This is a genomic window from Corynebacterium simulans (assembly GCF_001586215.1).
In the GTDB taxonomy this organism is placed as follows: Bacteria; Actinomycetota; Actinomycetes; order Mycobacteriales; family Mycobacteriaceae; genus Corynebacterium; species Corynebacterium simulans.
Map to the genome: position 1 here is coordinate 1,918,199 of NZ_CP014634.1, position 21,511 is coordinate 1,939,709.

Genomic DNA, 21,511 nt, shown 5'->3' on the forward strand with positions numbered 1-21,511 from the left:
CTACCAAAAGGTACAGGCTGGGCTTTGTACATGGAATAATGTTTCCCGTGGCTGAAAAGAAGAACATTTCCAACGTCCTATCCTCCCGCTATGCCTCCGCAGAGCTTTCCAATATTTGGAGCCCGGAGTACAAGATCATCCTGGAGCGCCAGCTGTGGATCGCCGTCATGCGCGCGCAAAAGGATTTGGGAGTCGATATTCCAGCAGAGGCCATTGCGGCCTACGAGTCCGTGGTTGAGCAGGTGGACCTCGAGTCCATCGCTGCCCGTGAGCGCGTAACGCGCCACGACGTCAAGGCCCGCATCGAGGAGTTCAACGCCCTCGCTGGCTTTGAGCACATCCACAAGGGCATGACCAGCCGAGATCTCACCGAGAACGTCGAGCAGCTGCAGATTCATTCCTCGCTGCGCCTCATCCGTGACAAGGCCATCGCGGTCGTCGCGCGCATCGGCAAGCATGCGGCTGCTTACCAGTCTCAGGTCATGGCCGGCCGTTCCCACAACGTTGCTGCTCAGGCCACCACCCTGGGCAAACGCTTTGCTTCCGCAGCCGATGAGATGCTGCTGGGCATCGAGCGCGTCGAATCGCTCCTGGCTGCCTATCCGCTGCGCGGCATCAAGGGCCCGATGGGCACCTCCCAGGACATGCTCGACCTGATGGGCGGCTCCGAGGACAAGCTGGCCTCCCTGGAGACTGCGATTGCTGATCACCTGGGCTTCCACCGCATCTTCAACTCCGTTGGTCAGGTTTACCCACGCTCCCTCGATTTCGACGCCGTTTCCGCGCTGGTTGAGCTGGGCGCCGGCCCGTCTTCCTTGGCCACCACCATCCGCTTGATGGCTGGCAATGAGACCGTCACCGAGGGCTTCAAGGAAGGCCAGGTTGGCTCTTCCGCGATGCCACACAAGATGAACGCCCGTTCCTGCGAGCGCGTGTGTGGCTTCCAGGTCATCCTGCGCGGCTACCTCACCATGGTTGCGGATCTCTCCGGTCAGCAGTGGAACGAGGGCGACGTATTCTGCTCCGTGGTGCGCCGCGTTGCGCTTCCCGACGCCTTCTTTGCCCTCGACGGCCAGTTCGAAACCTTCCTGACCGTGCTGGACGAGTTCGGTGCCTTCCCTGCGATGATCGACCGCGAGCTCGAGCGCTACCTGCCTTTCCTTGCCACCACCCGCATCCTGATGGCGGCCGTGCGTGCCGGCGTCGGCCGCGAGACCGCGCACGAGGTCATCAAGGAAAACGCCGTCGCAGTGGCGCTGAACATGCGCGAAAACGGCGGCGATCAGGACTTGGTCGAGCGCCTTGCCGCCGACGAGCGCCTGCCGATGTCCGCCGAGGACCTGGAGGCTGCCTTGGCCGATAAGCACGCCTTCATCGGCGCCGCGGAGTCCCAGGTCAACCAGGTTCTTACCCGCATCAACAACCTGGTCAGCGAGCACCCGAAGGCCGCCGCTTATACCCCAGGCGAGATTCTCTAAAAGCGAATTAGGATAGGACTCATGCGCCCAGAACTTTCTTCTTATAAGCACCTTGCTTCCGGCAAGGTCCGTGACATCTACGACGTCGACGAGAACACCCTGCTGATGGTCGTCTCTGACCGCATCTCGGCCTACGACCACTCCCTGGACCCGGCTATCCCGGACAAGGGGCGTGTTCTGACCGCGACCTCGAAGTTCTTCTTCGACGTCATCGATTTTCCGAATCACCTCGCCGGCCCGCTTGATGACGAGCGCATCCCGGAGGAGGTGCTGGGCCGCGCCATGGTGGTCAAGAAACTCGACATGCTGCCTTTCGAGTGCGTCGCGCGCGGCTACCTCACTGGTTCCGGCCTAAAGGAGTATAAGGAAAGCGGTACCGTTTGCGGCATCGAGCTGCCGGAGGGCCTTACCGAGGCCTCCCGCCTGCCAGAGCCGATCTTTACCCCGGCCACCAAGGCGGAGCAGGGCGAGCATGATGAGAACGTGTCCTTTGACGCGGTCGTCGCCAAGCTGGGTAAAGAGCGTGCGGAAGAGCTGCGCGCTGCCACCCTGCGCATCTATTCCGAGGCCGCCCGCATCGCGGAGGAGAAGGGAATCATCCTGGCCGATACCAAGTTCGAGTTTGGCCTCGATGAAAATGGCACCCTGATTCTGGCCGATGAGGTCCTAACCCCGGATTCCTCCCGCTACTGGCCGGCCGATACGTATGAGGAGGGCAAGGTTCAGCCTTCCTTCGACAAGCAGTACGTGCGCAACTGGCTGACCTCCCCGGAATCCGGCTGGGACCAGGCTTCTGATACCAAGCCGCCGCGCCTGCCTGACGACGTCGTCGAGGCCACCCGTGCGCGCTACGTCGAGGCTTACGAGCGTCTTTCGGGAAACTCCTTCTAGGGCCTAGAGCCTTTGTTACGGTCGGGTTTCGAGAAATCTCACTACAAATAAGCCCCCTAATCTAGCGAGGAGAACATGACTGAATTGACCCCGCCGATTGCCGCAAAACACCCCATCACCCGCGAGTTTCATGGCCGCAGCTTCGTGGATGATTACGAGTGGATGCGGGATAAAGAATCCGCAGAAACGCTCGATTATCTGCGCGCGGAGAATGCTTATACTGAGCAGGAGACTGCGCACCTTAAAGAGCTGACTGAGAACATCTTCCAGGAAGTAAAGTCGCGTGTGAAGCAAACGGACATGTCCGTGCCTTCGCGCAGGGGCCAGTACTGGTATTACGGCCGCTCTGTCGAGGGCAAGAACTATGGCATTAGCTGCCGCGTTCCGGTGGCCGAAGGTGCTGACCCGTGGACCGCTCCCGTTATTCCAGAAGAAGGCGCTCCTGAGGGCGAGGAAATCCTCCTAGATGCCAATGAGCTAGCAAAAGGCACCGAATTCTTCGCGATGGGCGCCTCCACCGTCTCTGACTCCGGCAACCTGCTGGCTTATTCCGTGGATACCGCTGGCGACGAGCGTTTTTCTCTGGTCATCAAGGACTTGCGTACCGGCGAGCTGCTCTCCGACCGCCTCGAAGGCATCTTCTACGGTGCAGCCTGGGTGGGCGATGACTACATCTTTTACACCACGGTCGATGATGCCTGGCGCCCAGATACCGTCTGGCGCCACAAGGTGGGAACCGAGCAGTCCGAAGACGTGCAGGTCATGTATGAAGCCGACGAGCACTTTAATATCGGCGTCGGCAGTATTCGCAGCGAGAAGTACCTGTTCATCGTCATCGGCTCGAAGCTGACCTCAGAGACCTGGGTGCTGGATCGCACGGACCCGGAAGGCGAATTCCAGGTTCTGTGGCAGCGCGAAGCAGGTGTTGACTACGACGTCGACTATGCCGAGATTGACGGCCAGGCCTATTGGTTTGTCACCCACAACGCATCAGGTCCGAACTTCACCCTGGCCACCACGCCGCTGGCCGTAGGGGAGGACCTCGCACCGCTCCGCGAGCTCGATGTGCTGATTCCGCATCGCGAGGATGTGCGCCTGGAAGGCGTGGATACCTATCGCGACCAGGTCGTCGTAGGCTACCGCCGCGCCGGCATCGGGCGTGCCGCAATCATGGATGTACGCCATGGTTGGTCCGAATTTAAGGAATTAAACTTCAACGAAGAGCTCTACACCGTGAGCGTTGGCGGCAACCCGGAATGGGATGCACCGGTACTGCGGGTGAGCTACACCTCCTTCATCCAGCCTTCGCAGCTTTTCGATTACCGCGTTGAGACTGGCGAGTACACCTTGCTCAAGGAACAAGAAGTCCCGGGCGGTTACAACAAGGATGACTACGTTGCCTACCGCATGTGGACGCAGGCTTCCGACGGCACGCAGATTCCGGTCTCCATCGTGCACCGCGCTGATCTTGACCGCACCAAAGTTAACCCGACGCTTCTCTACGGATACGGCTCTTATGAGGCCAGCATGGACCCGTACTTCTCCGTCTTCCGTCTGTCCTTGATGGATCGCGGCATGATCTTCGCCATGGCGCACGTCCGCGGCGGCGGCGAGATGGGTCGTACCTGGTACGACGACGGCAAGCTTCTGCAGAAAAAGAACACCTTCACAGACTTCATCGCGGTGGCCGATGACCTCATTGCGCGCGGTGTCACCACCGCAGATCAGATGGTGGCGGAAGGCGGCTCCGCCGGTGGCCTGCTGATGGGCGCGGTGGCGAACATGGCCCCGGACCGCTTCACGGCCATCCAGGCCTCTGTGCCCTTCGTGGACCCGCTGACTTCCATCCTGAAGCCGGAGCTACCGCTGACGGTCATCGAGTGGGAAGAGTGGGGCGACCCGTACCACGACCCAGAGGTCTATGACTATATGAAGTCCTATGCGCCTTACGAGAACGTCACTGCGCAGAACTACCCGGACATTTTGGCGATTACCTCGCTAAACGACACTCGCGTGCTCTACGTGGAACCGGCGAAGTGGATTGCCAAGCTGCGTGATACCGCAGCGGGCGGGCAGTTCCTGCTCAAGACGGAGATGGTTGCTGGCCACGGTGGCGTTTCTGGACGCTATGACAAGTGGCGCCAGAATGCCTTCGAATACGCGTGGACCATTAACAAGGCCACGGGGTTGAAAGCTTAGACGCTCCTCGCCGCGCGGACTCGCGGTGGCTGTGCGATAATTGCACTTATGCATGGCCACCTTCTAGTTTCGATTTCTAGCATCTTTTCTGACACGCGGAAGCAAACTAGTAACCTCCTCAAAGAACTAGACCGGGAAGAAATCCCGGTCTCTTTGCTGGTTGCCCCACACATTGATGGCAATTGGCACCTGGCCAAAGATGACAAGACCTTAGGCTTTCTCAAAGAGCAGGAATCCGCGGGTAGGTTACTCATCCTGAATGGCTTCGACCAAGCGGTGCAAGGTCGTCGCGCCGAGTTCGCTAACCTCGACTCGCACGAGGCCAATCTCCGTTTGAAGGGCGCCACGCGGCAGATGGCCAAGCTGGGCTTCGAGTCGAGCATCTTCGCACCTCCACGCTGGCGTATGTCGCCTGGCACCTTGGAGGTCCTACCGAACTTTGCTTTCGACGTCGCGGCCTCCACGCGTGGCATTCACGAGCTGCGTTCCGGCAAGTTCCACCAGACCCGCAACCTGTCCTTCGGCGAGGGCTTCGGTGCTGCAAAGTGGTGGCGCCGCAACATTATTCGCGCAGCTGAGCGCTCCGCGCTGCGCGGCAACACCGTGCGTCTTTCTATCTCTGGCCGCAACCTTAATGACAGGAAAGTGGTCTCTGACTTCATCAAGGCGGTTGACCGCGCCGCGAGCGCCGGCGCGCAGCCCGCGGACTACGGCGTCTTTTTGGCGAAGCGTTAAAAGCCTCCCGCGGAAGTGCACGCCACGCGTGCAAAGCGTGCCCTGAACGCACGCCGAACGCACAAAAGCGTGCACCGAACGCGCAAAAGCGCACAATTTGCCAATTAGACTGCTGAATCCGCGCTAATTCAGGGCATTATATGGCAAATTGTGCGTAAGGGGGAAACGCTCCGGGGAAAGCACCCCGGAGGAGACGCTCCCGGGAGCCTAGAGCTTGAGGAAATCCCGGACCTGCGGTGGCAGGGCGTCGATGAGCTGGGGCGCCAGGAACTTCATCGAACCGCCGAGCAACATTGCGATGCCGGGGACGGCAACCGCAAGGATCAATGCGATGATGCCGCCGGTGCTCGAACCAGAGCTAGAGCCGTTGCTGGAGCTGGAGCCTTTGTTGGTGCCGGGCTTGCTGTCTGGGTTGGTGTCTGGTTCTTCGTCTGGGGTAGCGGCCGCCTCGCCCAGGCTGAAGCCGACCTTGACCGGGTCGTGGTCGGAGGCGCGGAACGGGGAGTCGTCGTAGAAGTCCACGATGTTGTAATTGCGGCGAGAGTACTCAAAGGCCACCGGCTCGTCGGCATTGATGTTCCACACCTGGGCGTCGGTTACCTTGCCAGATGCAACCTCGTTGGCCAGGACGTGGTCGAGAGAACCCAACAGGCCAGAGAACTGGTAAGAGGCATCTGCGTGGAAGTCCTCAGCGGGAACGGTGTAGCCGCTGTCGCGGAAGACATCGATGGCATCGCCGTGGGTATAGGTGTTGAGGTCACCCATCACGAAGGTGGCCTTGTCCTGCCAATCTGGCTGCTTAGCCAGGTGCTCAAGAACGGCTTCGGCCTGTGCCTTGCGCACGTTGGGGTTGTTGCCCTGGCCGTCGCCGGTGTCGGCGTCGCCCTTAACAACGGAACCCTTGGACTTGAAATGGTTGGCCACGGCCACGAAAGTCTCGTCATCCGCGGCGTCGACTGGCGCGAACTCCTGCGCTAGCGGCTCGCGAGCGGTTCCAGTGAAGCGGTCGTCGACGAAGATGCGGGATTCACCAACTGGCATGACGCGTTCCTTTTTATAGATGAACGCGGTGCGGATGACGTCCACGGTGTCCGGCAGCTTCTCCGGGGAGGCCACGTAGGCCCACTTCTCGGAACCAGCGGCCGCGTTGAGCTCGTCTGTCAGGTGCGCCAAGGCTTGGTCACGCTTGGACTTGTCGCCGGTGACGCCGTAGCCGTCTTCGATTTCAGAAAGGGCGATGACGTCGGCATCAAGACCGTTTACGGCCGCGACAATCTTGCGCTGCTGGTTCTCGAAGGCCTCCGCGGTATAAGCACCGCGGGTCGTGCCGCGCTTGACGGTGACCGGGTTGCCGTCCATGTCATCGTAAGAGCTGCCGCCGTATTCCTCGCCAAGGGAGGTGAAGTAGTTCAATACGTTGAAGGCACCAATGGTGTATTCGCCTTCGACGTCGAGTGCGTGCAGTTCCTTTTCGCGGGAGTCTTCCCAGGTAATCGGCAAATCGCTGCCTGCCGTATTGCCCGTTACCGGTGCGGTGGGCTGGTAGCGCCACTGTTCATGGGAGTAACCCACGATGACTGGGTGCTGGAAAGTTACCTGGTCAGTGGTGCGCAAGGATTTGATGGTTTGTGCGTTGTCCTGCGCGATATATGGCAGCGGGGTGGATTGGTCAGACTCGAGGTAGTTTTTCGTACGGCCATCGTCCAGCGTGACCAGCTTGGCGGCGTTGGAAGCGGCAAGTTTCTGTAGGTCGGAGTCTGGGTCAGTCGACGGGTCATAAAGGTCCGACGGCTGGCGGAGTGCCTCCGTGCCCGGCGCCAGGCCTACCTCGCCATACTGGTTGAGCGCGTAGTTGTTGGTCACGGTGTGGGTGCCAGGCAGTACCAGCATGTGCTCGTAGGCCTCACGGGCGACGTCGCCTTCTGGCAGAGTCTCTAGCTCTAGCGCGGTGACTTCTGGCAGGGGAGCATCGAGCTTCTCGACGGCATCTGCGGTTAGCTGGGTGGCATCATAGAACTCCGAGACCTTGCCAGAAACCTGCACGGAATCCCCGAGCTGCGGATAAGCAGACGTTTCCTTGTTACCCATGTAAATAAACAGCGCCGGGGAAGCAGCGGGAGCCTCGCTTCCGGTGCCGCCGGTCTGGATGGTGAAGCCGTTGATGCCGCCCTCGGACCACACGCCAGTGACGACGCCCTTGGTCGTGACGTTCTGGTCTTTAACCGGAGACTGAGCGCCGGTTCCCTGGATTTCTTCGATGCTTAGCTCGCGGCCGGGGTCTGCAGGCTGCGTTGGTTCCTCTGGCTCAGCGGGCGTGGTTGGTTCGTTTCCGGAAGGCGTAGGAGTTGGCGTGCCGACATGGAAATCGGCAGCGTTGTCGTCGGTATCGGTGCCCGCCTCATCGCGAGAGACTGACTCTGCATTGGAGGTGCTTGGGGCAGGGGTGCCTTCTGCCAGCTGGGCGGAACCGTAACCGGCGAGGTCAACCTCGTTGCCGGAGGCGTCGTAAAGCTTGACCGATCCCTTCGAACCGGACAGGTTCAGGGAGGACTCCGCGTCTGGGGTAGGCAGTGGCGTGGAGCCGCCGTTGCCCTGGCCAGCCTGAATCAGGTAGTGCTTGCCAGCCGGAATCGCGCCGCTGAGAGCAGCCTTGCCGCCCGAGTTGCCACCGGCGGAAAAGTACTCGACGGACCAACCATCCAGCGAGACCGCGGCTTCGGTGGGGTTGAAGAGCTCGATGAAGTCGTGGGTAAAGGTCGCACCAGAGTTTCCGCCGCCGCCGTAAACCTCAGAAAGGACCACGGCATCACCTGCGGGGGCTGCATGGGCGGGGACGGTGAGAGTGGAGAAAGTGGAGATGAGCGCGGTCAAAGAAAGCGCGTGGAGAGAACGAGAGCGCATGAGAAACCTTGCAATAGGAGATATATGACCATTTGTTTCTAAGGCACCGCGTCGGGCTTGCCAAGCGTTCATCCCCCAGATGTCTTGGGGGTTTACATGCATGCCCAAAAAGTTTGTCTTGCGGTTCATCGGGTGTTTACGTGGGCTTCGCGGGGCAGGGGCGTGCGAACTGCGCACAATTTGCCAAGCAAGCCCGGAAAATCAGCAAATTTGGGCGCACTATTTGGCAAATTGTGCCCACGCGAGGCGTCGGCGCCAGTAATCCCCCGAACCAAACCACCCCCAACCCGCCGCCCTATAGAATTGGTTCTCGTTCCCCGCGGGAAATACTGTGGGCACTAAGTCGACTACCGAGTTAAAACTTGAGCTGAATGAAACTGGAGGCACGATGGTTCAGCGCGTGTATGTGGAAAATCGCGAGGGCGGGCATGCCGCTGCATTATCGAAGGAGTACGGCGTCAACGTGCGCGTGCTCAATCGCTACGACGTAGAGGGCGCCACCGATTCCGAATTTGCTACCGCGGTCAAGTTGGTTCTTTCAGAACCGCAGGTAGACACTACTTTTCCCACGCTGGACGAGGCTGGAGTTGCAGGCGGGGTTCTCGCCGTTGAACCGCTTCCAGGCCAGTTTGATCAGCGCGCTGATTCCGCGGCACAGTGCATTCAGTTCCTCTTTGAAAAGGAGCGCCCCCGCGTACGCACCGCGGTGGTCTATGCGGTAGATGGTGAGATTCCTGCCGCAATGCGCAAGGATCTGATTAACCCCGTCGAGTCCCGTGAAGCAGCGCTGGAGCTGCCGGAGACTTTGGCATTGCACGTTGATACCCCCGCCGACGTAGAGACCCTTGAGGGTTTCACTGCGCTTTCCGACGCCGCCCTCCCCGAATTCGTCGCATCCCACGGCCTGGCCATGGACGCTGACGACGCCACCTTGATTCGTAACTACTTTGCCTCCGAAGACCGCGAACCCACCATCACCGAGCTCAAGGTGATTGATACCTACTGGTCCGACCACTGCCGCCACACCACCTTCGAGACCGTCCTCGATTCCATTACCTTCAATGAGCCGGCCGTTGAGGCCGCTTACCAGGACTACCTCGCAGCCCGCGAGTCCATCGGCCGCGCTAAGCCGGTGACTTTGATGGACATGGGCACCATCGCTGGTAAGGTGCTGCGTGCCACGGGCAAGCTCGACGCCATGGACGTCTCCGAGGAGATCAACGCCTGCACCGTTCATGTCACCATTACCGTGGATGGCAAGGAAGAGCCGTGGCTGCTGCTGTTTAAGAACGAGACCCACAACCACCCAACCGAAATCGAGCCTTTTGGCGGCGCTGCTACCTGCATCGGTGGCGCAATCCGCGACCCGCTGTCTGGCCGCGGTTATGTCTACGGCGCGATGCGCATCTCCGGCTCCGGTAACCCGCTGGAGACCACCACTCGCGCCGGCAAGCTGCCGCAGAAGACCATTGCCCGCGTGGCAGCTGCCGGAAATTCCTCCTACGGCAACCAGATTGGCTTGGCTACCGGCCTAGTTGATGAGGTCTATCACCCGGGATACGTCGCCAAGCACCTCGAAATGGGTGCGGTAGTGGCGGGCGCACCGGCGGCGAACGTACGTCGCGAAGTTCCGGCGGCGGGTGACCTCGTGGTGCTCGTCGGCGGTGCAACGGGCCGTGACGGTATCGGCGGAGCTACTGGTTCCTCCAAGTCGCACACCGTGGAGTCGCTGACCACCGCGGGCGCGGAGGTGCAGAAGGGTAATGCGCCGGAGGAGCGAAAGCTCCAGCGCCTGTTCCGCAACCCGGAGTTTTCCAAGCTCATCAAGCGCTGTAATGACTTCGGCGCCGGCGGCGTCGCCGTCGCAGTGGGCGAGCTGGCGGATTCGCTGGAGATCAACCTCGATGCGGTCCCGAAGAAGTACGAGGGCCTGAACGGCACCGAGCTGGCTCTGTCCGAGTCCCAGGAGCGCATGGCCACCGTCGTTGAGGCAGGCGACCTCGACAAGCTGATCGCGCTGGCTAACGAGGAGAACCTCAACGCCGTGGTCGTTGCGGAGGTCACTGACTCTGGCCGCATGCGCATGCATTGGCGCGGCAACACCATCGTTGACCTTTCCCGCGAATTCCTAAACACCAACGGCGCCGACAAGCACGTCGACATCGAGGTTGCCCCCGCCGCTGATTGGCGCGGCGCGGCCCGCGAGTGGGCACGCGAGGAAGACTTCTCCGCTTCCTTTATCTCCATGGCGTCCGACCTCAACGTGGCTTCCAAGCAGGGCCTGTCGGAGCGCTTCGACTCCACCGTCGGCGCCGGCACCGTGCTGATGCCTTTCGGCGGTACGCGTCAGGCCACCCCGATCCAGGCCACGGCACACACCCTGCCGGCGCTGGGAGAGACCACCAACTGCTCTGTGATGTCCTGGGGCTATAACCCATACGTCACCGAGGCCAGCCCCTTCCACGGGGCTTACCTCGCGGTGGTGGAGTCGGTGTCCAAGCTGATTGCTACCGGCGCCTCCTTTGATGAGACCTACTTGTCCTTCCAGGAGTACTTCGAGCGCATGGACTCCGCTGCGGCTTGGGGCAAGCCGGCCGCCGCGCTGCTGGGCACCATCAAGGCCCAGCTTGGCCTCGGCGTCGCCGCGATTGGCGGCAAGGACTCCATGTCCGGCACCTTCGAAGAGCTCAGCGTCCCACCGACGGTCATCTCGGTTGCCGTCAGCCACGACGATGCCACTCACATGGTGCCGAACTACTTCAAGGCAGCGGGTCACAAGGTCACGCTCTTCCAGCCGGAGATCGCTGGCGCAGAGGATACTGCGCTGGCCGGCCTGCCCACCCCAGATTCCCTGGTTGCCAACTTCCGCACCGTGACGGAGCTGCTGCGCTCCGGCAAGGTCATCTCCGCTTACACCCCGGGCTTCGGCGGCCCTGCCGAGTCCGTGCTGAAGATGGGCTTGGGCGAGGGCATCGGCTTCGCCTTTACTGACGACGCCCCGCTCTACGACTATGCCTACGGCGCCTTCGTCCTGGAGTGGGCAGACGGCGAGGAGCCAACCGCGGGCTCGGTTATTGGTGAGACCGCCGAGGGCGGCTTCACCTACCGCGGCACCGAGGTTTCCTTTGCCGACGCTGAGGCCGCCTACCTGGGCACTCTCGAAGAGATCTACCCGAGCTTCATTGAGCAGACTGGTTCGGTCTCCCTGGCAGACGCCACTTCTTCGGTCTCCGGATCTGAGGCGCCGACCATCACCCCGACCCACGGTGGCGCCAAGGCTTCCGCTCTCATCCCGGTCTTCCCGGGTACCAACTGCGAGTACGACTCCGCCCGCGCGCTGCGTCGCGCTGGCATCGAGCCGGAGATCCTCGTGGTGCGCAACCGCACCCCGGAAGACATCGCTGAGTCCGTCGACCGCATGGCCGCGGCTTTGGATCGCTCCCAGATGCTCTTCCTGCCGGGCGGCTTCTCTGGCGGCGACGAGCCGGACGGTTCCGCGAAGTTCATCACGTCCTTCCTGCGTAACCCGTCGCTTACCGCGGGTGTGCAGGGGCTTCTCGACGAGCGCGGTGGCCTGGTCCTCGGCATCTGCAATGGCTTCCAGGCGCTGATCAAGCTGGGCTTGGTGCCGTTCGGCAAGATTACTGAGCCGGGCACTGAGACCCCGACGCTAACCTTCAACACGATTGGTCGCCACCAGTCGCGTATTTCGCGTGTGCGCGTGGTCAATAACGCATCGCCGTGGCTGTCCAAGATTAACGAGGGTGATGTCTTCACCGTCCCGATTTCTCACGGCGAAGGCCGCATCACCGCTGGTGAGTCCGAATGGGAGCGTCTAAAGGCAGCTGCCGTTACCCAGTACGTCGACGTTGCAGGCAACCCGCTGATGGATATCTCCGTTAACCCGAACGGTGGCCTCTTCGCCCTTGAGGGCATCATGTCCGAGGACGGCCGCGTCCTGGGCAAGATGGGCCACTCTGAACGCATCTCGGCATCTACCTACAAGAACGTGCCGGGCGAGTACGATATGAAGCTCTTCGAGTCTGCAGCAGAGTACTTCCGCAAGTAGTTCCGAGCCCGGCTGGTTGGGTCCCCCTGGTTGGGTCTCATTCCTTGGCTCCCTTTGCTAGCAAAGGGAGCCTTTTTTACCCCAAAACACAAAACTCCACTCGCAATAGGACCCAACCAATGGGACCCAAAGACGGGGACCCAAAGACGGGGACCCAAAGACGGGGACCCAACCGGGGTGGAAGCCTCAGAGCGAATGGAGTTCGTGATGCCCAGGAGAAATCGCGTGAGCGCCGCGACTTAAGCGCCGATTGCGCGCGCGATGGTCTGCGCCCAGCTGACCTTCATCTCGTGTGTAAAGAGCCCGAAGGAGTGCGAACCCTGCTCGCTGTAGTAGCGGTTAACGTTCACGCCGGCGCGGCGCGCGTTGTGCGTGAAGGTCTCGGTGCACTGGTTGGCAACCACCTCAACTGCACGCGGGCCAACGCTGGTCACCGGGTTGATGTTGTTGCCGTCAATTGGACCCGGGTTGCCGGATGCAGAAGCCACGAAGACATCTACACCGCGCAGGCGACCCGGATTGAAGTTCGGGTCATGGTCCGCCCACTGCGGCGAGCCCGGCAGACCCCACGCGTTGAAAGAGGAGCCGCCTCCGTAAGCCATCATTGCCGTCGAGGTCAGAACGCCCGTCGGATCAGAGCGCACTGGGCAGCCAGAGTAGGAAGCGGCCGCCTTGAAACGCTGTGGCGCATGCGCCGCGATATCGAGCGCCGCCGCACCGGTGGAGGAGAGGCCGCCGATGGCATCGCGGCCGGTGCCGTGGAATTCGGCGTCGATAAGCGGCGGAAGCTCCTGGGTCATGTAAGTGTTCCACTTGTTTACGCCCAGGATTGGGTCGGCCTGGTTCCAGTCCGTGTACAGCGAGTATGGGCCGCCAAGCGGCATGACTACGTTGACGTTTTTATCCGCGAACCATGGTCCGACGTCGGTATGCGTCATCCAGTTCATGCCCTCCTGGCCGCCCTGGATGCCAGGCAGGAGATAGAAGCTCGGGCGCGGTTGGTCGCCGCCCGGCAGCAGCACGTTGTTGGTGATGATTTCGCGGTTGGCAGGAGACCATACGTCGACGACCCAGTGGTTGCCGTTGATGTGGCGTTTGCCCACGATCTTGGCCTGGTCACCCAGCCAAGGCTGCGGGTTGGTCACGCGCGAGGAGACCTTCTCTAAGTGGCTCGACTGAGCCATGGCAGGGGTGGTGGTTGAGCCGATCGTCAACGCGAGGACGCCGGCGGCAGCGACGGACTTGAGCAGGGTTCCAATGGAGCGTGAGGAAGTCATAGTGGGAGCAAGTGTACAAGGATTTTTCAGCTTGTATAAGTATTTCCCAGGGAAAGTGGAAAAAAGATTCAACTACTGGGGCAAAAGTGGCACGTGCTATTCGATGTCGAGTGTTTGCCCGAGCGTCGTCTCCCAGGTCTTGTACAGCTGCGCTCCGAAGAAGTCGTAGTCGGTCGAATCCGGCCAGGCCTCGCCGATTTTGGCGCCGGTGCAAAATTTAATACGCATAACAAAATAGTGGGCATTCCCTTGAAAGCGTCCGGCGGGCTCCGTATAGTTACAGCAACGTAAGTTTTCTCCGAAGTGAGGCGGCTACCCATTGATGGCTAACAAGGAAAACACTTTGCTATTAGCAGGGGTGGGGCAGGCGCCACCTGAGGGGCTCGTTGAGCGGCGTTATTTCATCGCTGACCGTGGCCCGCGCCCCCTCACTCGCGGCTGGGGTCACTTCTTTGCCGCGATTTGTTCGGTGATCGCATCTACTGTGCTGATTACCTATTCCTGGATGACGCTGCCCTGGTGGCACGCGCTAGCCGTTACCGTCTACGGCGTCGGCGTAGTGGGCTTGTTTGGCGTGTCCGCCCTTTATCACCGTTGGCCATGGCCGAGTTTGCGGGCAGTGCGTTGGTGGCGTCGGGCGGATCACGCAACCATCGCTGTTTTTATTGCGGCGACGTATACGCCGCTGTGTGCCATCGTCTTAGACGTGAAGCAGGCATCGCTCATGTTGGCTATTGCTTGGGCTGGGGCAATATTGGGTGTCATCCTGAATCTGTTGTGGATAGACCATCCACGCTGGCTCGATGTGGTGGTCTATCTGGCATTGGGATGGTTGGTGGTCCCACTCATTCCCACCCTGTGGGGTGCCGCTGGCGCCGTAGTTGTGTGGCTGCTTTTTGCCGGCGGAGTGATCTATTCGCTCGGCGCTTTGGCTTATGGCTTCAAATGGCCGGGCCGCAACGCCCGGTGGTATGGCTACCACGAGCACTTCCACAGCGCGACTATCGCGGCTGCGGTTGTGCACATGGTGGCCATTTGGATGGTCGTGGCGGCCTAGGCGTTCAATTGGGGGCAGGCACCTAATCGCGCAGCGGGTCCACACCGGCTTCGGTGAGCATCGGAATGTTGGATACCTCGGAAGGCAGGCCGAACGCGTCAACAAGAACCACGGACCACGGTGCCAAAGAATCCACCAGATCATTGATTGCAGCGCGGGCGGCCTTCATACGGCCGGCCGGAAGCAAGTTGTGCTCCTGATACCAGCCGGCGTGCTCGACCAGCGTGGACAGAACGAATAGGTGACGTAGCTGCTCAAAGACCTGGCGTGCGAGGGAACCTACCTCCAGGCGGTCTTCCGCCTCAATCATCGCTTGGACCAGCAGCGTATCTACACGGGCCCAGCCTGCCGCGATGAGGTGATCCTGGCACTGGTCCACGATGGCGGCTGCCTGCACCTTGTCGGCCTTGCGGGCCGGCTGGATGCGACGAACGAGAGAAAGCAGGACGGACTGGGCACGGTCGTCGATGAGCTTGGCTTGGTAGACGGCGTCGAAAAGCGATGCCTCGTTCGGATTGACCAGGTCCACCAGGCCCTGCAGGCGCGTGGTGAAACCAGTGCGGCGGCGGACCACTTCAGTGGCGGTCGTAGCGGCATAGCGCACGGTATCCCATGGAGACATGTCATTCATCGCACGACCGTAAGCGGTGAGCAAGTTCTTGCCCACCATCTGAATCAGCACGGTGTTATCGCCCTCAAAGGTGGCGAAGACATCGGAGTCGGCGCGGTAGGTGGTCAGGCGGTTTTCTGACATATAACCTGCGCCGCCGCAGGCCTCACGGCATTCCTGAATCGTGCGGATGGCGTGCTGGGTTTGTGCGGCTTTAATCGCGCCGGCCAAAGACTCCATCTCGCGGGAGGCATACTTTTGCTCCTCTGTGGGCGTGGTCACGGACCACGAGCCTGCCTCCTGGCTGTCATTCATCTCCTGGTAGCGCTCCAGAATTTGGTTGTGCAGCAGGTGCAGCGCATAAGAGCGCGCCAGCGGGATGAGCAGGCGGCGGCGGTGCTGGCGGTGATCGATAAGGTGCTTTTCGGCGCCGGTTGCGCCTTCGAATTGGCGGCGGCGGTTGGCGTAGCGCACCGCGATGTCTAGCGAGGCCTCCGTGGCGGCGCCCGCGGCACCAGCCACGCCCATGCGCCCGCGGATCAGCGTGCCGAGCATGGTGAAGAAGCGGGCGTTGGGGTTTTCAATCGGCGAGGAATACCTGCCCTTTTCATCGACGTCTGCGAAGCGGTTGAGCAGGTTCACACGCGGTACGCGCACGTTGTCGAAGCGGAGCGTGCCATTATCGACGCCCACGAGTCCACCCTTGTGGCCGTGATCGCCCAAGGTGATGCCCGGCAGCGCGTTGCCTTGCTCGTCACGAATCGGAACGATGATGGCGTGCACGCCGTGGGTGCGGCCATCGCTTTCCGGGGTCATAAGCTGCGTGAACACGACGGCGGCACGGCCGTCCTGGGCGGCGTTGCCGATGTAGTTCTTCACCGCGGTATCGCTCGGGGTATTGATGATGAATTCATCGGTTTCCGGGTCGTAGTTCGCCGTGGTCTCAAGGGATTGCACATCAGAGCCGTGGCCGCGTTCGGTCATGGCGAAACAACCAGGTAGCTCCAGGGATGCGGCCTTTTGAATCCACTCGATGTGGCGCTCGGTGCCGAGCTGGTCGAGGGCGCCGCCCCACAGTCCCCACTGCACGCCGGACTTGATGGCGAGTGAGCCGTCGACCCAAGCCAGGCCTTCGAGTGTGAAAGTGGAAAGAATCGGTTTGCCAGGCCCGCCATTGTCGCGGCGCAGACCTTTTTGGAAACCGCCGAAGTCGCGCACCTTAGCGAGATTGTTGAAGGTATGCGCGCGCTGCTCGGCGACGGAGAGATCTGGATGCGGGAAGAGCTCCGGGTCATTGATGAACTTGCGTAGCTCCTGGCGGAAGGCGGCGTGTGGGCCATCGAGTAGGTTGCCCAGCTCGGTAGCTACGGATGGCTTCGGTGTCTTGGGCAGGCGGCGCGGGCTGCGCGGCTCTGCTTGGGCGGTGGTGGAACGAAGATTTGCGCGGTTTGCCTCGGTGGAGGAAGCAGCGCTGGAATCCTTGCTTTGAGTCTTGAGGAGTGCCATGGTTTTTCCTTCTTTGGGCGGCTGCTTTTGGCAGCCGGGGATTTTTGGGGTGCGGGTTAGCGTTCGATGATGGCGGCCACGCCTTGGCCGCCGGCGGCGCAGATGGAGATAAGAGCGCGGCCGCCGCCTGCTTCCTGCAGGACCTTCCCGGCGGTGGCGAGGATGCGCGCCCCGGTGGCCGCGAAGGGGTGGCCGGCAGCCAGCGAAGAACCCTTGACGTTGAGCTTGCTGCGGTCGATGGGGCCGAGTGCGCCGGGCAGGCCGAGGCGCTCGCGGCAGTAAGTCTCGTCCTCCCACGCATTCAGGGTGGCAAGGACTTGTGAGGCGAAGGCTTCGTGGATTTCGTAGAAGTCGAAATCTTGCAGGGTGAGGTTGTTGCGCTCGAGGAGGCGCGGCACCGCATAGGTCGGCGCCATGAGAAGGCCGTCTCCGCCGTGTAGGAAGTCCACTGCGGCGGTCTCGGAATCAACTAGGTAGGCAAGCGGCTCGAGGTTATGGTTTGCGGCCCAGGATTCGCTGCCTAGGAGGGTGACTGCCGCGCCGTCGGTAAGCGGCGTCGAATTGCCGGCGGTCATTGTGGCCTGGGTGCCGTGCTGCTCGGCATCGCGCTTTCCAAAGACCGGCTTTAGCTGGCCGAGCTTTTCTGGCGTGGAGTCAGGACGGAGGTTGGTATCGCGGTTAACACCCATGAAGCCGGTGCTGAGGTCGTTAAAGAAACCTTCCTCCCAGGCCTGATGGAGCTTCTGGTGAGAAGCGAGCGCGAGCTTGTCCTGGTCAGCGCGGCTTATGCCCATTTCGCGGGCCGTGATAGCCGCGTGGTCGCCCATGGAAAGCCCCGTGCGCGGCTCGCCGTTTTGGGGCTGCTCGGGCGCGAGCTGGGCGGGGCGAATTGAGCCGATGAGCTTTGCGCGTTGGGAAAAAGTCTTTGCGCGGCTGAGTCTGATGAGGGTGCGTCGCAGGGAATCGTTGACGGCGAGCGGGGCGTCCGAGATGGTATCGGTGCCGCCAGCGATGCCGGATTCGATGCGGCCGCGGGCAATGGCGTCACCAACATGGATGGCGGCGGCCAATGAGGTGCAGCAGGCCTGCTGCATGTCGAGTGCCGGGGTAGTAGAAGTAAGCGCCGAGCCAAGGACTACCTCGCGGGTGAGGTTGAAGTCTCGCGAGTGCTTGAGTACCGCGCCTGCTGCTACGAGCCCTAACCGTTCCTCGTGCAGGCCGAAGCGCGCGACGAGTCCGTCGAGGGCGCTGGTGAGCATGTCTTGATTGGAGGCGTGCGCGTATTCCTTGTTGGAACGGGCAAACGGAATGCGGTTGCCGCCCAGGATTGCGACGCGGGGCGAACTGCTGGTCATTGCGACTCCTTGCTGGGAAACCAGAGGTAGAAAAGTTTTCACTGGAATGTTCTAAATCACACTCCGAATGATAGTGTTAGTTGTATCACTCAATTAACTAACCCTGCAACCTCTTGCAAAAAGGCTTGCAACCTTGTTAAAGGAAGGATTTCGAATGCCCAAACTCAATTTCGCTGAGAAACTAATCAACTCTCCAGTAGCCGCGAAGGTGGGCGTGCCGCAGGGCTATCCGCTGCGCCGCTTCACCTCCGGGGAGCCGGCTTTAGACGCCCCAGTGGTCATTGGTTCTGCAGGAGCGGGCCACATCGCCCACTTCCTTTCCACTGCGCTCGCAGTGGACTATCAGCTGCTTTCGGTGGAGGCGGAAACTGCCCGGGGTGCGCTGGTATTCGACGCCACCGGAATCGAGGAGCCAGAGCAGCTGCGGGAGCTCTACGATTTCTTCCATCCGCAGCTGCGCAACCTCGCACCGAATGCACGCTTGCTGGTCATCGGCACTACCCCGGAGAAAACCGCGACCATCGATGCCCGCATTGCCGCCCGCGCCCTCGAGGGTTTCACGCGTTCGCTGGCTAAGGAGATGCGCAAAGGCGGTACCGTGAACCTCATTTGGGTCGAACCCGGCGCCACGGCGGAAATCGAATCCACGGTGCGCTTCTTCCTCTCCGGTAAGTCAGCGTTCGTAGACGGCCAGGTGGTGCGCGTGAAGGCCGCTACCGCCGCGGCGGACGCAGACTGGCAGGCGCCTTCTCAAGACCGTCTTGCCGTGGTCACCGGCGCAGCCCGGGGCATCGGCGCCACTATCGCGGAGGTGCTGGCGCGCGATGGCGCGCAAGTCATCTGCATCGACGTCCCCGCCGCGAGCGAGCACCTCAGCAAAACGGCAAACAAGGTCAAGGGCACCGCGCTACCGCTGGACGTTACTGACCCGGGTGCTGCCGCGACCATCGCAAAGCATGCGCAGCGCCACTATGGCCGCCCCATCGACGTCATCGTCCACAATGCCGGCATTACCCGTGACAAGCTGCTGGCCAATATGAACGAGGGGCAGTGGGACGCCGTCCTCGCCGTTAACCTCATAGCTCCAGTGCGTATCACCGAGGCGCTGCTGGATAGCGGAGATCTTGCAACCGGGGCAGCGGTGGTGGGCGTGTCTTCCATGGCGGGAATCTCCGGCAACCGCGGTCAGACCAATTACGCCACCACCAAGGCCGGCATCATTGGGCTGGTTGATGCCCTCACCCCGGTACTGGCAGACAACGGTTCGACCATCAACGCGGTGGCGCCGGGATTTATCGAAACTGCCATGACCGCAGCCATGCCCACCGGCCCACGTGAGATTGGCCGCCGCATCAATTCCCTGCAGCAGGGCGGCTTGCCAGTTGACGTCGCCGAGACCGTCGCCTACTTCGCTGCCCCGGCCTCCGCGGCGGTCACGGGTAACACCGTGCGCGTGTGCGGCCAGAACATGATGGGAGCGTAAATGCTAGACCGCAATGTGCAGAACCTGAAAGAGATTCCGCAGCTTTCCACGCTTTACCGCAAGCAGGTGATAAAGGCGCTGCCCGGTGTTGCGGGAAAACGCGTTATCGATGACCCACCAATTGCCTACCGGGTAGAAGGCGTACACATTGATCCGGAGCATCTTGCTGCTTACTGCCAAGCAGTGGGTTTCCGCCTGGGCAACGAGGTTCCGGTTACCTACCCTTATGCGCTGGCCTTCCCGCTAGCGGTCAAAGTCATGGACTCGCCGGGTTTTCCTTTCCCCGCCATGGGCATCGTTCATCTTTCAAACAAGATTGAACAATTCCGCCCTTTGCACGTGGAAGATACTTTTACCATCGACGTCCACGCGGAGAACCTGCGCAGCCACCGCAAGGGGCTGGTGCTCGACATGATTACCTCCATTTATGTAGAAGGCATCTTGGTCTGGCAGCAAACCTCCGCATTCTTAGGGCCCAAAGCGCACTTTTCTTCCTCCACCCCGGCAGATGTGCAGGTAAGGCCAGAAGCTGCCCGCTTCCTGCCGCAGCCGGAAAAGCCCGCGCCGGAGGTAACGGCCATGGCAACGCTGCGTTTTAACCCGGAAGCCGTAAAGACCTACGCGGCCGCTTCCGGGGATAAGAACCCCATTCACACCTCCCGGCTGGGCGCGAAGGCCTTTGGTTTTCCGAACACGATTGCCCATGGCATGTTCACCCACGCCAAGATGCTCACTGCGTTTGAGGGGCGCCTGCCCGATGCAGTGCGCGTGCAGGCAGACTTCTACAAGCCGGTCATATTGCCCGCCACCACGGCGCTTTTTAAACAAAAAGAAGGCTCCGGTTGGAACGCGCAGCTGCGCCAGGCCAAAAACGTAGAAAAGCTCCACGTTGCCGTCAACGTGGAGCCAGCGCACTAATCCAAGTGCTGGTGCTGCGGAGCCACAACCAGTGGCTTCGGGGAGTACTTTCCGCGTAGCTCGCGCAGGATGCCGGCGTGCTCCCACAGCGCCTTGTCCTCTGCCGTCTTCGGCGTGAACTGACGGGCTGCCATCGGCTGCCAGTCGGCGTCCATCGCCATATAAGAAACCGTGGCGTGGATGGCGGTCTCCAGATTCTGGCGTCCACCGCGCGGGTTGCCAGAGCGGACGTGGATGGACATCTGCATGGAGCGCGCATCGGTGCGCATCATGCGGGCATCCACCTCGATGAGGTCACCGATGGCAATCGGCTGGTAGAAGCGAATACCGCCGGCATAAACGGCCACGGTGTGCTCGCCCGACCACTCCATGGTGCAGGCCGCGCCCGCCTCATCGATCCACTCCATGGCGGTGCCGCCGTGGACCTTGCCGCCCCAATTGACGTCGGTCGGCTTTGCTAGGAAGCGGTTGATCATGCGCGGGGCGTCGGAAGGCCCGTCATAAGTCTGCTTTTCCATCTCATCCTCGATGGCGCGGCGCAGCTCGATGCGGGACTCGGCCGCCTCCCAGACACGACGTTGGTCGTCGGAAGTCGGCTCAAACGGTGGCACAGGGGTGGACTTACCCGTTTCCGGATCCTTCGCCACGAAAATAACCAAGCAATCGCAAGCGCGCGTGAAGATGCCATCGCGTGGGTCTGCGGAAAGGACTTCGTTGACGATGTGCATCGAAGAACGGCCTGTCATGGCGATTCGCGAGCGCACCTCCACCAAGTGCCCGGAAGGAATCGGGCGAGTGAAATGGATGTGACCCACATAGGCGGTAACGCAGTAGGCACCGGACCACTGGACCGCGCACGCATACGCTGCCTTGTCGATCCACTCCAAGACGCGGCCGCCGCCAATGCCCTGCGCACCAGCGATGGTCATATCCGTGGGCGCCGCCATGAATCGGAGGGTGATCGATGGCGACTTCGCGGTTTCAGTATTCTCTTGTTCCGGAAGGGTTAGTGACATGCATAGAAAGTTATCA

The 21,511-nt window shown here is 61.2% G+C and carries 14 protein-coding genes; 8 read left to right on the top strand and 6 right to left on the bottom strand.

The genetic code is table 11. The features are described from left to right. Positions 1–38: 38 nt before the first annotated feature. From purB to WM42_RS08910, 4 genes are all read left to right on the top strand, one after another. Positions 39–1,478: an adenylosuccinate lyase gene (gene purB, locus WM42_RS08895; protein WP_061924572.1), complete on the top strand. Its 1,440-nt coding sequence runs from the start codon at positions 39–41 to the stop codon at positions 1,476–1,478. 21 nt (positions 1,479–1,499) lie between these two features. Continuing rightward, complete coding sequence (locus WM42_RS08900) at positions 1,500–2,369, top strand: phosphoribosylaminoimidazolesuccinocarboxamide synthase (protein ID WP_062037258.1); 870 nt, start codon at positions 1,500–1,502, stop codon at positions 2,367–2,369. 75 nt (positions 2,370–2,444) lie between these two features. Continuing rightward, positions 2,445–4,568, top strand: coding sequence for a S9 family peptidase (locus tag WM42_RS08905; RefSeq protein ID WP_062037262.1), 2,124 nt, complete (start codon positions 2,445–2,447; stop codon positions 4,566–4,568). Between the two features lie 48 nt (positions 4,569–4,616). Continuing rightward, positions 4,617–5,303 (top strand): DUF2334 domain-containing protein, encoded by a 687-nt coding sequence (locus WM42_RS08910; protein ID WP_062037265.1) that lies wholly within the window; start codon positions 4,617–4,619, stop codon positions 5,301–5,303. A gap of 207 nt (positions 5,304–5,510) precedes the next feature. On the opposite strand, the gene WM42_RS08915 is transcribed toward WM42_RS08910, so the two are convergent. Beyond that, entirely contained in the window at positions 5,511–8,204 is a 2,694-nt protein-coding gene (locus WM42_RS08915) for an ExeM/NucH family extracellular endonuclease (protein WP_062037268.1), read from the bottom strand. A 331-nt stretch (positions 8,205–8,535) separates the two neighbouring features. Here WM42_RS08915 and WM42_RS08920 point away from each other — a divergent pair, with 331 nt between their 5' ends. Further along, positions 8,536–12,273, top strand: coding sequence for a phosphoribosylformylglycinamidine synthase (locus WM42_RS08920; RefSeq protein ID WP_235591246.1), 3,738 nt, complete (start codon positions 8,536–8,538; stop codon positions 12,271–12,273). 239 nt (positions 12,274–12,512) lie between these two features. Here WM42_RS08920 and WM42_RS08925 read toward each other — a convergent pair whose 3' ends face one another. Both WM42_RS08925 and WM42_RS13770 read right to left on the bottom strand, forming a co-directional pair. Then, positions 12,513–13,550 carry an alpha/beta hydrolase gene (locus tag WM42_RS08925; protein WP_062037277.1) on the bottom strand — a complete coding sequence of 346 codons (1,038 nt, stop codon included), beginning with the start codon at positions 13,548–13,550 and terminating at the stop codon, positions 12,513–12,515. Positions 13,551–13,646: 96 nt separating this feature from the next. Continuing rightward, complete coding sequence (locus tag WM42_RS13770; protein ID WP_256366447.1) at positions 13,647–13,778, bottom strand: hypothetical protein; 132 nt, start codon at positions 13,776–13,778, stop codon at positions 13,647–13,649. A 94-nt stretch (positions 13,779–13,872) separates the two neighbouring features. Between WM42_RS13770 and trhA the strand changes: the two genes are divergently transcribed. Then, positions 13,873–14,607 carry a PAQR family membrane homeostasis protein TrhA gene (gene trhA, locus WM42_RS08930; RefSeq protein WP_062037281.1) on the top strand — a complete coding sequence of 245 codons (735 nt, stop codon included), beginning with the start codon at positions 13,873–13,875 and terminating at the stop codon, positions 14,605–14,607. 22 nt (positions 14,608–14,629) lie between these two features. On the opposite strand, the gene WM42_RS08935 is transcribed toward trhA, so the two are convergent. Together WM42_RS08935 and WM42_RS08940 are read right to left on the bottom strand one after the other, a co-directional pair. Continuing rightward, on the bottom strand, positions 14,630–16,723 hold the full coding sequence (locus WM42_RS08935; RefSeq protein WP_062037286.1) for an acyl-CoA dehydrogenase family protein: 2,094 nt from the start codon (positions 16,721–16,723) through the stop codon (positions 14,630–14,632). Positions 16,724–16,779: 56 nt separating this feature from the next. Continuing rightward, positions 16,780–18,078, bottom strand: a complete 1,299-nt coding sequence (locus WM42_RS08940) for an acetyl-CoA C-acetyltransferase (RefSeq protein WP_062037291.1) — start codon at positions 18,076–18,078, stop codon at positions 16,780–16,782. Positions 18,079–18,232: 154 nt separating this feature from the next. On the opposite strand from WM42_RS08940, the gene WM42_RS08945 reads away from it, so the two are divergent. Together WM42_RS08945 and WM42_RS08950 are read left to right on the top strand one after the other, a co-directional pair. Beyond that, positions 18,233–19,561 (top strand): 3-oxoacyl-ACP reductase, encoded by a 1,329-nt coding sequence (locus tag WM42_RS08945; protein ID WP_062037295.1) that lies wholly within the window; start codon positions 18,233–18,235, stop codon positions 19,559–19,561. Further along, a complete protein-coding gene (locus WM42_RS08950) occupies positions 19,562–20,479 on the top strand; it encodes a MaoC/PaaZ C-terminal domain-containing protein (protein WP_062037299.1) in 918 nt (305 codons plus the stop codon). Here the strand turns inward: WM42_RS08950 and WM42_RS08955 are convergent. Further along, positions 20,476–21,495: an acyl-CoA thioesterase gene (locus WM42_RS08955; RefSeq protein WP_062037303.1), complete on the bottom strand. Its 1,020-nt coding sequence runs from the start codon at positions 21,493–21,495 to the stop codon at positions 20,476–20,478. The two genes, WM42_RS08950 and WM42_RS08955, sit on opposite strands and share 4 nt — an antisense overlap. Between the last annotated feature and the right edge of the window lie 16 nt (positions 21,496–21,511).

Excerpts from the sequence above, each read along its gene's own strand:
- purB (WP_061924572.1), top strand. The coding sequence starts at position 39 with ATGTTTCCCGTGGCTGAAAAGAAGAACATTTCCAACGTCCTATCCTCC.
- WM42_RS08900 (WP_062037258.1), top strand. The coding sequence starts at position 1,500 with ATGCGCCCAGAACTTTCTTCTTATAAGCACCTTGCTTCCGGCAAGGTC.
- WM42_RS08905 (WP_062037262.1), top strand. The coding sequence starts at position 2,445 with ATGACTGAATTGACCCCGCCGATTGCCGCAAAACACCCCATCACCCGC.
- WM42_RS08910 (WP_062037265.1), top strand. The coding sequence starts at position 4,617 with ATGCATGGCCACCTTCTAGTTTCGATTTCTAGCATCTTTTCTGACACG.
- WM42_RS08915 (WP_062037268.1), bottom strand. The coding sequence starts at position 8,204 with ATGCGCTCTCGTTCTCTCCACGCGCTTTCTTTGACCGCGCTCATCTCC.
- WM42_RS08925 (WP_062037277.1), bottom strand. The coding sequence starts at position 13,550 with ATGACTTCCTCACGCTCCATTGGAACCCTGCTCAAGTCCGTCGCTGCC.
- WM42_RS13770 (WP_256366447.1), bottom strand. The coding sequence starts at position 13,778 with ATGCGTATTAAATTTTGCACCGGCGCCAAAATCGGCGAGGCCTGGCCG.
- trhA (WP_062037281.1), top strand. The coding sequence starts at position 13,873 with ATGGCTAACAAGGAAAACACTTTGCTATTAGCAGGGGTGGGGCAGGCG.
- WM42_RS08935 (WP_062037286.1), bottom strand. The coding sequence starts at position 16,723 with ATGGCACTCCTCAAGACTCAAAGCAAGGATTCCAGCGCTGCTTCCTCC.
- WM42_RS08940 (WP_062037291.1), bottom strand. The coding sequence starts at position 18,078 with ATGACCAGCAGTTCGCCCCGCGTCGCAATCCTGGGCGGCAACCGCATT.
- WM42_RS08945 (WP_062037295.1), top strand. The coding sequence starts at position 18,233 with ATGCCCAAACTCAATTTCGCTGAGAAACTAATCAACTCTCCAGTAGCC.
- WM42_RS08950 (WP_062037299.1), top strand. The coding sequence starts at position 19,562 with ATGCTAGACCGCAATGTGCAGAACCTGAAAGAGATTCCGCAGCTTTCC.
- WM42_RS08955 (WP_062037303.1), bottom strand. The coding sequence starts at position 21,495 with ATGTCACTAACCCTTCCGGAACAAGAGAATACTGAAACCGCGAAGTCG.